Source organism: Flavicella sp. IMCC45537 (assembly GCF_057197705.1).
In genome coordinates this window covers 2,384,863-2,397,501 of the sequence record NZ_CM170067.1, presented here as the reverse complement: position 1 = coordinate 2,397,501, position 12,639 = coordinate 2,384,863, and the positions used below count along the sequence as shown (strand labels likewise).

Here is a 12,639-nt window from a genome sequence, read left to right as displayed (position 1 = left end):
TAACTTTGTAGAAGTATGGAATCGGAAAATGGAACAGATCTAATAATTTCAAGGAAAATTATCCATGTAGATATGGATGCTTTTTTTGCATCTGTAGAACAATTGGATAATCCACAGTTAAGAGGGAAGCCGATTGCGGTAAGTGGAGGTGAGATCAGAGGTGTTGTTTCAGCAGCAAGCTATGAGGCTAGAAGATTTGGCGTTAAATCAGCAATGGCTGGGGTTTTAGCAAAAAAGCTATGCCCAGATTTGATTTTTGTACCTGCTAGGTTTGAGAGGTATAAAGAGATTTCTAAAAAAATTAGAAAAATATTTTTTGAGTACACTGATTTGGTAGAGCCTTTGTCTTTAGATGAGGCATATTTGGATGTTACCAAGAATAAAAAAGGGATGGTTTCTGCCACACATATTGCGACTGAGATACGAAATAAAATAAGAGATGAAGTTGGTTTGCATGCTTCTGCAGGGATTTCTGTCAACAAGTTTATTGCAAAAATAGCTTCAGATATAAATAAGCCTAATGGACAAAAAACGATTCCACAAGAAATGGTTACCTCTTTTTTAGAGGAATTGCCGATAGAAAAATTTTATGGAATTGGAAAGGTAACAAGATTGAAGATGTTTAAATTAGGTGTTTTTTCAGGAAGAGATTTGAAGTTAAAATCTAAAGAATTTTTAATAACCCATTTTAATAAATCTGGAGCTTATTATTACGATATTGTTCGTGGTATTCATAAAAGTGAAGTACAGCCTAATAGAATTAGAAAATCGGTTGCAGCAGAGCATACGTTTTCTGAAAACTTAACTTCTGAAGTTTTTATGATTGAGAAGTTAGAACGTATTTCCATAGAGTTAGAAAAGCGCCTTTTAAAAGCAAATGTTGCCGGGAAAACAGTAACGTTAAAAATTAAATATAGTGATTTTACTCAGCAAACTAGGAGTAAAACATTGCCTTATTTTGTGAAATCAAGGTCAATATTATTAGCTACAGTTAGAGAATTATTATATCAAGATAAACTTAAAGATTCGGTTAGGCTGTTAGGAATTTCTGTGACTAATTTAAATAGTGCTACAAATAACAATAAGACGGTTGACGATGTTCAACTAAAATTAAAATTTTAACTGATGCAATTAAAATTAAAAAATAAATTAAAGTTTGCCTGTGAAAGTTTTGTGTCCTCAAAAATGGATACAATTCAAAAAACGATACAATCAAATAAAGAATCTTTAGATTCAGAGTCAAAGAGCTCAGCAGGTGACAAGCATGAAACAGGAAGAGCCATGTTGCAACTTGAGATGGAGAAAGCTGGTCAGCAATTAAGTCAAGTACGTCAAATGAAATTGATGGTAGAAAAAATAGATGTATCTAACTTATCTAAGATAGCGGCTTTGGGTTCTGTGATTAAAACAAATTTAGGTACTTATTTTATGGGAATTAGTATCGGTAAGATTACAGTTGCAGATGAAGATTATTTTGTAATCTCTCCTGGATCTCCCTTAGGTCGTTTGCTGTTAGGAAAGAAAGTGGGGGAGGTTTTTTCTTTTCAAGAGAAAGAATATCAAGTTGTTGAATTGTTTTAAATCAAATTTATGTTTCTTTTTATATTGATTGCTCTTTTATTGATTTTTTTGTGGTTGTGGTTTTTTATTTGGTTTCCGAATAATAAAAGTTTGTGGAAGAAACCAAGCGTGCAATTTTCTGACCAGTGGAGGGAAATACTTATAGATAAGGTTCATTTTTATGTTTCTTTAGGAGATTCCGATAGAGCGAAATTTGAATTAAGAGTGCAGGAGTTTTTGTTGAATTGTAAAATTATTCCGGTAAGGACAAGTATTGATGATGTAGATAGGTTGTTGGTGGCTGCGAGTGCAATTATTCCCGTTTTTGGATTTAAAGATTGGAGGTATTATGATTTAGAGAAGGTTTTGATTTATCCGACTACTTTTAATGAAAAACTAGAGACAGTTGGTGCTGGTAGAAAAATTTTAGGCATGGTTGGAAATGGTCCTATGGTTGGAAAAATGATTTTATCTAAAGAAGCCTTAAGGATTGGATTTAAAAATGAATCAGATAAAAAAAATACGGCAATTCATGAGTTTGTCCATTTGATTGATAAAAGAGGGGGTACTATTGATGGACTTCCTTCTGTGTTGATGGAGAAGCAGTATGCAATCCCTTGGTTGGATTTTATAGATTCAAAACTGAAAGAAATTTATTCTGGTGATTCAGATATTAATCCTTATGGTGGTACAAATAAAGCTGAATTTTTTTCGGTTGCAAGTGAGTATTTTTTTGAAAGACCAAAATTGTTAAAAAGAAAACATCCCGAATTATATGACCACCTGAGGTATTTTTTCAATCAAGATATGTCAGAGAGAAATTTAAATCCTAAAACAGTTGAGGTCGGTAGAAATAGTCCATGTCCTTGCGATAGTGGAATGAAATTCAAAAGATGTTGTGGTTTAAATTAAAAAAGCTGCTTGAGGTTTCTCAAGCAGCTTTTTTAAAATTTATGATATCATTTATTTAAAACTTTTTTCCATAACTTTTTTCATAACTGAGTACGAAGTAGAAGCCCCAGGAGAAGCTCCCAATAATGCTCCAATAGTCTTGTCTTTAGAAATAATTATTTCCGTACCAAATTCAAGTTTTCCGAAACCTTTTTTGTCTCTTTTAATAATTTGAACCCGTTGTCCTGCTACTACAAGTTTCCAATCATTATCATCTGCTTCAGGGTAAAATTCTCTTAGCATTTCCATTCGGTCTTTAAAATTAAGGCTAACTTGTTTGATCAAGTAAGCTACCAAAGGAAGGTTTTTGTAACCAGCTCCTAAAAGACTCATGATGTTATCAAATTCTACAGATTTAGGTAAATCGAACATAGAACCATGTTTTAAGAATTTTGTTGTGAAACCAGCATACGGTCCAAATAATAATTCTTTACGTCCATTGATCATTCTTGTATCCATATGAGGTACAGACATAGGAGGAGAGCCTTTTTTTGCTTTTCCATATACTTTTGCCTCATGTCGTTCTATAATTTCTGGGTTGGTGCAACGTAGCCATAATCCGCTAATTGGGAATCCACCATAACCTCTTGCTTCTTTAATTCCTGATTTCTCTAATAAAGAAAGCGCACCACCACCAGCACCAATAAAAACATAATTAGAAACTAGTTTCCAGTGTTTACCAACACTTTGTCCTTTGATGGTAAGCAACCAGCGTTTGTTGTCGGTTTTTTGTAGGTTGTAAACATTACTTCTATTCAATAATTGAACATTATCTTGCTTAGAAAGGAATCTGAATAATTGCTCTGCTATTTCACCAAAATTCACATCATATCCTTCTTTTACAAAAGTAGCAGCAACATGTTGTTTCTTACTTCTTCCTTCCATCATCAATGGAAGCCACTTTTGAATTTCATCATAGTCTTTAGAAAAAATCATTTCCTTGAAATATTCAATTTCTTTCAAGGCATTATATCTTTTTTCTAAATATTTACAATTGCTTTTTCCTTCTACAAAACTAATATGAGGAACCGTTGAGATACATTTATCAATATTATGTAAGTATCCTTTTTCAGCGCACTCTTTCCAGAAGGCTAATGTTTCATTAAATTGCTTTGCCGTTTTTACAGCTTTTGAAGTGTCAACCTCTCCGTTTTTTTCCGGTGTGTAGTTTAATTCACAGTTACCTGCATGTCCTGTTCCTGCGTTATTCCAAGCTTCAGAACTTTCTTCAGCCATTTTTGGAAGTTTTTCAATGATTGTGATCTTTTTACCGGGAAATCTTTCATAGAGCATTATTGCTAATGTGGCACTCATGATTCCTCCACCAATCAATACAAACTCAGAATGTTTTATAGTTTTAGACATTTGTAGGTCTTAAAAATTGAATTAAATTATTTGCCTGCAAAGATAGGGCTTTGTTATGATATTTATCATATTTGCAGCTTGTAAGATTGATGGAATTTTACGACTTAAATTGAAAATAAAACAAAAAAAACATGACAGAATTATTAACAAAACAAGCCTTTTTTGAAAAGGTGTTTAATTTCGAAGAAAATAAAGACTGGAAATTTAACGGGGAGATCCCATGTATCATAGATTTTTATGCAGATTGGTGTGGGCCATGTAAGTCGTTAGCTCCTATTTTAGAAGTGTTGGGCGAGGAATATAAGGGAAAGGTCAATATTTATAAAGTTGACACAGAAGCAGAACAAGAACTTTCTGGTGCTTTTGGAATTAGAAGTATTCCTTCTATGTTGTTTGTTCCGATGGAAGGACAACCTCAAATGGCGCAAGGAGCACTTCCGAAACAAGAATTGGAAAGAATTATTGCAGATGTTTTGTCTGTAGAAAAGTAATTTTTAGTTTTTAAATAAACAAAAGAGTGCAATTTATTGCACTCTTTTTGTTTTATATGTGAGTTTTTATAAACATCATTATAAATCATTTTTACTAATTTGCACATCTTAAACTATGTCAAAACCATAAACTAATGAAAAAGCAAATTCCTCTTTTGGTATCAATCCTTTTTGTATTTAATGCAATTTTTGCACAAACAGAGAAAGTAGTTATTGATGGCGAGCTCAAAAAGTGGCATAAAGTAACATTAAACTTTCAGGGGGAGATTCTTTCTGAAAATGGTGATAGCAATCCGTTTTTGGATTATCGACTAATGGTGACTTTTACCAATGGAAAAACAACAATGAACGTTCCTGGTTTTTTTGCAGCGGATGGTAATGCAGGAGAGTCAAGTGCAACTAAAGGTTCTATTTGGAAAGTTCGGTTTAGGCCTAATTTAACAGGGGAATGGAGTTATAAGGTTTCGTTTAGAAAAGCAAAGGCTATTGCGGTAAGTGATGATGTAAAGGCGGGAAAACCTATTTGGTTTGATGGTGTTTCAGGTACATTTAATATAGATAAGTCTGATAAAAAAGGAGGTGATTTTAGAGCAAAAGGAAGGTTGACTCATACTGATAAAGGTTATTTACATTTTCAAGAAACAAAGGATTATTTCTTAAAGGGAGGAGCTGATAGCCCGGAGAGTTTTTTAGGGTATTATGAGTTTGATCAAACCCCAGCTTCTCATAAATATGAAGCGCATGCTAAGGATTGGAAAGAAGGAGATCCAACTTGGAAAAACGGAAAGGGAAAGAATATTGTGGGAGCCTTGAATTATTTAAAGTCGAAACAAATGAATTCTGTTTATTTTTTGACAATGAATGTGCAAGGAGATGGAAAGGATGTATGGCCATGGAATGATATCAATGAACGTTATCGTTTTGATTGTAGTAAGTTGGATCAATGGGAAGTGGTTTTTGATCATATGGATTCGCTAGGATTGATGTTGCATATCGTAACCCAAGAAACAGAGAATGAATTATTGTTGGATATTGGTGAGTTAAAAACACAACGCAAGCTTTATTATAGAGAGTTGATTGCTAGATTTGGACATCATTTGGGTGTGACTTGGAATCTTGGAGAAGAAAATGGTCCTTTGCATTGGACACCAAAAGGGCAAACTGATAAGGATCGTGAGGATATGGCACGTTATATTAAAACCCATGATCCTTACAAAGGATTTGTAGTATTGCATACACATGCCGATCCAAAGGCACAAGACTTGTTTTTAGAGCCTTTATTAGGTTATGACTATTTAGATGGACCATCATTTCAAACCCATGATCCTAAAACTATTCATGAAATCACAAAAAAATGGATTGATAAGTCTAGGAAGGCAGGGAAACGTTGGATTGCTTGCCAGGACGAAATAGGCCCTGCAGATAAAGGTGCACTTCCTGATGCAGTTGACCCAGAGCATAATGAGATAAGAAATCATGTTTTATGGTCTAACCTTATGGCTGGCGGAGCTGGTGTAGAATGGTATTTTGGTTATAAATATGCACATAATGACTTGAATTGTGAGGATTGGAGGTCTAGGGATATTCTTTGGGAGCAAACGCATCATGCCTTAGATTTTTTTCAAAAATATCTTCCTTTTACAGAAATGAAATCAGCCGATGAGTTGACTAAAGATAAGAGTGATTATGTTTTTGCAAAAAACGGAAGTTGTTACGCAATTTATATTCCTGAAATAAAAGATAATGTTGTTTTAGATTTATTCGGTGTTGATGCAAAATTTGACGTAAAGTGGTACAACCCGAGAACAGGAGGAAAATTACAGAAAGGCTCTGTTAAAAGAGTTTATGGGGGAAAGGAAGTTTCATTAGGGATTCCTCCTGCTAAAAATGGAGATTGGGTAGCTTTGGTGATTAGCAAGCAAAAAGGAAAGTCAAGTATAACACTTGCTCCTGAAAAAATGGAGTTAAATGCCTTAAAAGATTTTACTATTTCTCAAAATTCAGATGCAGTTTATTATGTAGATAAAAAATCAAAAGTTCTTGGGATTAATGCTGGTAACAAGAAGTATAGAGATGTTTATGCCGCTGCTAAAATGAGCTTTAAAGGACAGACCGGAATGTATAAAGCTGTTTTCGTATCCTATACCGAAAATGATGGGGAATCCGATTATAGGATTAAAGTGAATGGAGAAACTGTTGCGAAGGTAAAGAATAAAGAAACGGAAAAGCCATTGGCTAAATTTGATAGTAATCTTGGTTTGCTTTACTTGGAACATGGAGATGTTATTGAAGTGATGTCAAGGGCGGTTACGAATGGGAAAATTCCGGAAAAAGATGAAACAGCATGGGCTAGAGGTAGGTGGCAATCTATTTTTTTAACACCCAGTCCAGTTATAAATTTAAGAAATGAATTGAAAAATGCCAAAGCTTTTGGGTCGAAGAACGGTGTTATAGAAGTAGAGGCAGAAGCCTATCATTTTAAAAGTAATAATGGGTCTCCAAGAGATTGGTATGTGAGAAAATCTGGAGAGACTATTGGTATTGAAAAATTAGAAAATCACATGGCAGGTGCTAGCGGAGAAAGTTATTTAGAGGCTTTGCCTGATACTAGAGTTACCCATAGTGATGCGTTAATTGTTGGTGAAAATTTTTTCCCATTTCCTGGTTATGGAGGAGTGGTTGCCTATAAGGTTAAAATTAAATCACCAGGGAAATATTACGTTTGGACAAGGGCTTACTCTAGTGGGCCAGAAGATAATGGTTTGCATGTTGGGTTGAACAATACATGGCCAGAAAGTGGGCAAAGAATTCAATTATGTCAAGGAAAGAATAAATGGACGTGGACATCAGCTCAAAGGGTACCTGAGAATCATTGTGGTGTTCCGAATACCATTTATCTAAAGTTTCCTCATAGAGGTGAATATATTGTTATTTTTTCAATGAGGGAGGATGGATTTGAATTTGATAAATTTATTCTGACTAAGAATAAAAATTACAAACCTAAAGACTAATTCTTAAGATTAGTAGTTTGTTATTTCAGAACAATTTTAGTTGGACCAGAAACTAAATCAATATGGCAGCAATCTGCAGTGACCACGTAGTTGGCAGAAACTACTTCTTTACTGTTTATAGATCCTGAAAATTTTATTTTTATTTCTTTGAGTGCGATTTCATTTTGATAACTGTCATTGATAATAGGATAGAAATTTTGGTGGGAATTTTCATTTAATTCATTTTCTTCTTCTGTGTCTTCTCTGGTTATTCTGTAAGAGTCTAAAATCACAGGGTTATCTTGCGAATCAACTATTTCTAAAGTAATTGTTCTAAACTCTTCTGTACAAACGATATCAATAAGATGGCAATCATTTTTAAGGTTGTCTATTTTACTCTCAGAACAGGCGGTTGTTATAAGGGAGGTAAGTAGAAAAAATATTTTTTTAAACATCATTTTATAATAAAGTGTGGCACATCCAAAATTAATCTATTTTTGTCATTAGTAATGAGTGATAAAGTTAGAGATATATTTGAAATAAAATCTAGCCAAGATTTTAATAAAAAAGCTTTGGAGACTTTCCGTTTTCAAGCGAAGAATAATTTGGTGTATAAAGAGTATTTATCTCATTTGAAAGTATCAATAGATGCTGTTCAAAATCTCTCTGAAATTCCTTTTTTACCGATACAGTTTTTTAAATCTCATAAAGTAGTTTCCTCAAGAGATGTAGAGCAACAAATATTTTTAAGCAGTGGAACAACTGGTTCAGTTCAAAGTAAGCATTTTGTTTCGGATTTGTCTCTTTATGAAGACAGTTATTTGAAAGGCTTTACTCACTTTTATGGAGATGTCAAAGAACTTGTAGTGTTAGCCTTGTTGCCTTCTTATTTGGAAAGGGATGGTTCTTCTTTAGTGTATATGGTTAATGATTTGATACAAAAATCAGAACAAGTGGAGAGTGGCTTCTATCTGGATAATTTGGATGAGTTGTGCGAAATATTGTTAGATTTAGAGACAAGAGGTAAAAAGGTACTGCTAATAGGAGTGTCTTTTGCTTTGTTAGATTTGATAGAAAAACATCAGTTTGCTCTAAAAAATACCATTGTTATGGAGACGGGTGGAATGAAGGGAAAACGTAGAGAAATGATTCGAGAAGAATTGCATGCAGTATTAAAAGAAGGTTTCGGTGTAGATACGATTCATTCGGAGTATGGTATGACCGAATTATTAAGTCAAGGATATTCTAAAGGTCATGGTGTTTTTGATTGTCCACCTTGGATGTACATATTGATCAGAGATACTGAAGATCCATTTCATTTTTTGTCTAATGGTAAAACTGGCGGTATAAATGTGATCGATTTGGCGAATAAAAATTCGTGTTCTTTTATTGCAACTCAAGATTTAGGCAAAGTTTTAGAAGATGGTTCTTTTGAGATTTTAGGAAGATTTGATAACTCAGATATTCGCGGTTGTAACTTATTGATTTCTTAATTTTTTTCTTTTAAAGAAAAAAAATCAGCGAAAAAGACTTTTTTTTATTGAATAGATTTTGATAATTAGTTATCTTTCTATGTATCGAAATATTTAAGTGAGACAGAAATCTTCTTAATAAATAACTTCCGTTTTTATAAGTCATAATTATATTCGGTTTTTGTTTGTGGTGTTTAGGTAACGAACTTTTTTTTAGAAATTTCAGTAAAGCAAAAATTAAAAATATGAAAAGGTATATCTTTCTCAGTGGGTTGGTAATCTCGCTTTTGTTTGGTTGTAATGATCGGAAACAGTCACCGAATAATACTTCAATAGATGTAAAAGTTGATTCGTTATTATCAATAATGACGCTTCAAGAAAAAATCGGTCAAATGAACCAATACAATGGCTTTTGGAATGTAACAGGTCCAAGTCCTAAAAAGGGAGCTGCTAAATTGAAATACAAACACCTAGAAGAAGGTTTAGTTGGTTCTATGTTAAATGTTAGAGGGGTAGAAAATGTATTAGCAGTTCAGAAAATTGCTGTAGAAAAAACAAGGCTGGGAATTCCCCTAATTATTGGTTTTGATGTGATTCATGGATACAAAACTTTGACACCAATTCCTTTAGCAGAATCAGCAAGTTGGGATTTAGAAGCTATTAAAGCGTCTGCTAAGAATGCCGCTTTGGAAGCATCTGCAGCAGGAATCAATTGGACTTTTGCACCTATGGTTGATGTTTCAAGAGATGCAAGGTGGGGACGTGTAATGGAAGGGGCAGGTGAAGATCCTTTTCTAGGTAGTTTGGTTGCAAAGGCTAGAATTCAAGGTTTTCAAGGTGATGATTTGTCAGATCCAACTACGATTGTCGCATGTGCCAAACATTTTACAGGATATGGATTTGCGGAGGCTGGTAGAGATTATAATACTGTAGATGTTGGTACTAGTACTCTGTATAATATTATTTTTCCGCCATTTATGGCAGCAACTGAAGCAGGAGTTAGAACTTTTATGAATTCTTTCAATGAGTTGAACGGAGTTCCTGCGACAGGGAATGCATTTTTACAAAGAGATGTGCTTAAAGGAGCATGGGGTTTTGATGGTTTTATTGTATCGGATTGGGATTCAGCTGGTGAAATGGTGGCGCATGGTTATGCAAAAGATGATAAGCATGCTGCGGAGTTAGCGGTAAATGCAGGGTCGGATATGGATATGGAATCCTACTCATTTGTGACTTATTTAAAGGAGTTGGTTGAGGAGGGAAAAGTAAAGGAATCTTATGTAAATGATGCCGCTAGAAGAATATTAAAAGTGAAATTTGAATTAGGGTTGTTTGATGATCCCTATAAATATTGTGATCTAGCAAGAGAGAAAGAGATTACAGGGAGTGCTAAATTGCATGAGGCTTCATTGGATATGGCCAAAAAATCTATCGTTTTATTGAAAAATGAAACACAACTTTTACCACTTGATAAAAAAGGTTTGAATATTGCCGTGATTGGTGATTTGGCTGATGATAAAACAAGTCCTTTAGGGAGTTGGAGGATTGCAGCTGAGGATCATACAGCTATTTCAGTATTAGAGGGATTAGCAGCTTATCCAAATAACAAAGTAACCTATCAGCAAGGACCAAAATTAGCTATTGGGAATCCAAGTTTTACACAGGAGGTTATGATTAATTCTACGGATAGATCTGGAATAAGTGAAGCAGTGAAAGCAGCAAATAATAAGGATGTAGTTATAATGGTTCTAGGAGAACATGGTTTTCAATCAGGAGAGGCTAGAAGTAGAAGTGATTTAAAATTACCCGGTTTACAGCAGGAATTATTAGAAGAGATATATAAGGTAAATAAAAATATAGTTTTGGTGTTGATGAACGGACGTCCGTTAGCAATCAATTGGGCAGACAAACATATTCCGTCTATTGTAGAGGCTTGGCAACTCGGTTCACAAAGTGGAAATGCGATCGCACAAATTCTGTACGGAGATTATAATCCATCAGGTAAATTACCGATGACTTTTCCAAAAAATGTGGGGCAGGTACCTATTTATTACAATTATAAAAATACAGGTAGGCCTTTAAAAGTAAAAGCAAATGATGTTTTTCATTCCCATTACCAAGATGTTTCAAATGCTTCTTTGTACGAATTTGGTTATGGTTTGTCATACACATCTTTTGAATACAGTGGGTTGCAACTAAGCTCTGAAACTTTGAAAGCCAGCGGTTCCATAGAAGTTTCCGTAACCGTAAGTAACACGGGTAAATACTCAGGGAAGGAGGTTGTTCAATTGTATATTAGAGATCTATTTGGAAGTGTAACAAGGCCTGTAAAAGAACTGAAAGGATTTGAAATGATTTCATTAGCGCCAGGAGAATCAAAAGAAGTGCGATTTATAATAGATTCCAAAATGCTTCAGTTTTATTCAGCCAATAATAAATGGGAAGCTGAGCAAGGTGATTTTAAGGTTTTTGTAGGAGGTAGTTCTTTAACAGATTTAGAATCAAATTTTACTTTGATAGAATAAATTAGTTTTTTAAAATAAATAATTGTTGGTCTTCAGAACCCCTTAATTTGCTGGTTTTTTGAGAGGTAACTGTGTTTTTAGGTAAGTCATTTGTTTTGTTGTTAAAACCATATCATTCCTTTGTAAGGGAGATATTAGGGTAGTTTTGAACTCGTATTTTAACCACTAAAACAAATTTATTATGATTAAAAAATTACTTTTACTTATTGCAATTATTGCAACATCAATTTCAAACGCACAAAGTCCAACAGGAGCTTGGACAATAACTCCTCCAACTACTGAGGGACAGGGAGCTACGTTAAGTCTTGAGGGGACATTTGATGCAGGTGGCACCGGAATTACTGTTAACGGCAATGTTTTTGTAGATTTAGCTTTGACAACAAATAATGGAGTTAGTTTTACGCAAGTGAGTGGAGCAGCAACAAGTCAAAATAAAAATGGCCTAGAGAGCGGTTCAATAACAGCAAGTATCACTATCCCAAATGAATTGACACCTAGTGCTGATTTACCCGCAGATAATTTTTATGTATTGAGGTTGTATATGGAGAATTCAAATGGAGTCTGGGGAGGTGTTGATGAGACTCAGATAACAATAACCGAAACCACTACTCCCTTTATTAGTATTACAGTTCCAGAACAGACTTTGGTTGATTTAAATGGTGCATATAGTATAACTTATTACGTGAATCATAGCGGAACAATATATGCAGAACTGAAAAATCAAAACGATGTATCGGTGGCCGGAAAAAATATTACCACTCCAGTAGTTGGGGTTGAAACAACTGTAAATTACACGGGTTTAAACGTATGGGGTACGGTGAATATAGGCGATGTAATGACCTGGGGAGCTTCACAATTTGGTCCTAAAATATCGGCTGAAAGCATGAGTTTTAATGTAGTGGACGTTCTTAGTGATGAAGATGAGAGATTAGATGAAATAAGTTTATTTCCAAATCCAACCTCAGGAATTGTTAATGTTTCTGATGTTTCTAACGTAAATTTGATTACCATATCCAATGTAAACGGTCAAATTATTAAAACTTTTGGAGCTCAAAATTCAATTGATATTTCTGACTTAGCTGCTGGTATTTATATTTTGAAGACTGATAATGGCTTGATTAGAAAAATTATAAAAGAATAGTAAATGCAATGCTATTTTGTTGATCAAAAGTCCAGATTATTATCTGGACTTTTTTTATGCTTCAAAATAAAATGAAACTTGATAAATGTGAATTATTTAAATTTTATTGATGTAATGAGTGTTGATTTTATACGTCCAAATGTT

10 protein-coding genes are annotated in these 12,639 nt (G+C 34.0%); 8 read left to right on the top strand and 2 right to left on the bottom strand.

Annotated elements, in window-relative coordinates; genetic code table 11:
* Positions 1-15: 15 nt before the first annotated feature.
* From dinB to AC2DGP_RS09870, 3 genes are read left to right on the top strand one after another with little or no spacing between them, the layout of a single operon-like run.
* Positions 16-1,122 (top strand): DNA polymerase IV, encoded by a 1,107-nt coding sequence (dinB, locus tag AC2DGP_RS09880; protein WP_484489894.1) that lies wholly within the window; start codon positions 16-18, stop codon positions 1,120-1,122.
* 3 nt (positions 1,123-1,125) lie between these two features.
* Positions 1,126-1,581, top strand: coding sequence for a GreA/GreB family elongation factor (locus tag AC2DGP_RS09875; protein WP_484489893.1), 456 nt, complete (start codon positions 1,126-1,128; stop codon positions 1,579-1,581).
* 9 nt (positions 1,582-1,590) lie between these two features.
* A complete protein-coding gene (locus tag AC2DGP_RS09870; protein WP_484489892.1) occupies positions 1,591-2,472 on the top strand; it encodes a zinc-dependent peptidase in 882 nt (293 codons plus the stop codon).
* 51 nt (positions 2,473-2,523) lie between these two features.
* Here AC2DGP_RS09870 and mqo read toward each other — a convergent pair whose 3' ends face one another.
* On the bottom strand, positions 2,524-3,876 hold the full coding sequence (gene mqo / locus AC2DGP_RS09865) for a malate dehydrogenase (quinone) (RefSeq protein ID WP_484489891.1): 1,353 nt from the start codon (positions 3,874-3,876) through the stop codon (positions 2,524-2,526).
* A gap of 131 nt (positions 3,877-4,007) precedes the next feature.
* Here mqo and trxA point away from each other — a divergent pair, with 131 nt between their 5' ends.
* Together trxA and AC2DGP_RS09855 are read left to right on the top strand one after the other, a co-directional pair.
* Positions 4,008-4,367 (top strand): thioredoxin, encoded by a 360-nt coding sequence (trxA, locus tag AC2DGP_RS09860; RefSeq protein ID WP_484489890.1) that lies wholly within the window; start codon positions 4,008-4,010, stop codon positions 4,365-4,367.
* A 134-nt stretch (positions 4,368-4,501) separates the two neighbouring features.
* Positions 4,502-7,378 (top strand): DUF5060 domain-containing protein, encoded by a 2,877-nt coding sequence (locus AC2DGP_RS09855; RefSeq protein ID WP_484489889.1) that lies wholly within the window; start codon positions 4,502-4,504, stop codon positions 7,376-7,378.
* A 20-nt stretch (positions 7,379-7,398) separates the two neighbouring features.
* Here AC2DGP_RS09855 and AC2DGP_RS09850 read toward each other — a convergent pair whose 3' ends face one another.
* Complete coding sequence (locus AC2DGP_RS09850) at positions 7,399-7,812, bottom strand: hypothetical protein (RefSeq protein WP_484489888.1); 414 nt, start codon at positions 7,810-7,812, stop codon at positions 7,399-7,401.
* A 54-nt stretch (positions 7,813-7,866) separates the two neighbouring features.
* On the opposite strand from AC2DGP_RS09850, the gene AC2DGP_RS09845 reads away from it, so the two are divergent.
* From AC2DGP_RS09845 to AC2DGP_RS09835, 3 genes are all read left to right on the top strand, one after another.
* On the top strand, positions 7,867-8,850 hold the full coding sequence (locus tag AC2DGP_RS09845) for a long-chain-fatty-acid--protein ligase (protein WP_484492497.1): 984 nt from the start codon (positions 7,867-7,869) through the stop codon (positions 8,848-8,850).
* A gap of 224 nt (positions 8,851-9,074) precedes the next feature.
* The gene (gene bglX, locus AC2DGP_RS09840) at positions 9,075-11,354 is read left to right on the top strand and encodes a beta-glucosidase BglX (protein ID WP_484489887.1); all 2,280 of its coding nucleotides are present in this window, start codon (positions 9,075-9,077) and stop codon (positions 11,352-11,354) included.
* A gap of 181 nt (positions 11,355-11,535) precedes the next feature.
* Positions 11,536-12,495: a T9SS type A sorting domain-containing protein gene (locus AC2DGP_RS09835; protein WP_484489886.1), complete on the top strand. Its 960-nt coding sequence runs from the start codon at positions 11,536-11,538 to the stop codon at positions 12,493-12,495.
* Positions 12,496-12,639 lie beyond the last annotated feature (144 nt).

Bases quoted from the DNA above. Each gene is read 5' to 3' on its own strand.
- AC2DGP_RS09870 (WP_484489892.1), top strand. From the start codon at position 1,591: ATGTTTCTTTTTATATTGATTGCTCTTTTATTGATTTTTTTGTGGTTG.
- AC2DGP_RS09835 (WP_484489886.1), top strand. From the start codon at position 11,536: ATGATTAAAAAATTACTTTTACTTATTGCAATTATTGCAACATCAATT.
- bglX (WP_484489887.1), top strand. From the start codon at position 9,075: ATGAAAAGGTATATCTTTCTCAGTGGGTTGGTAATCTCGCTTTTGTTT.
- mqo (WP_484489891.1), bottom strand. From the start codon at position 3,876: ATGTCTAAAACTATAAAACATTCTGAGTTTGTATTGATTGGTGGAGGA.
- AC2DGP_RS09845 (WP_484492497.1), top strand. From the start codon at position 7,867: ATGAGTGATAAAGTTAGAGATATATTTGAAATAAAATCTAGCCAAGAT.
- AC2DGP_RS09875 (WP_484489893.1), top strand. From the start codon at position 1,126: ATGCAATTAAAATTAAAAAATAAATTAAAGTTTGCCTGTGAAAGTTTT.
- AC2DGP_RS09850 (WP_484489888.1), bottom strand. From the start codon at position 7,812: ATGTTTAAAAAAATATTTTTTCTACTTACCTCCCTTATAACAACCGCC.
- AC2DGP_RS09855 (WP_484489889.1), top strand. From the start codon at position 4,502: ATGAAAAAGCAAATTCCTCTTTTGGTATCAATCCTTTTTGTATTTAAT.
- trxA (WP_484489890.1), top strand. From the start codon at position 4,008: ATGACAGAATTATTAACAAAACAAGCCTTTTTTGAAAAGGTGTTTAAT.
- dinB (WP_484489894.1), top strand. From the start codon at position 16: ATGGAATCGGAAAATGGAACAGATCTAATAATTTCAAGGAAAATTATC.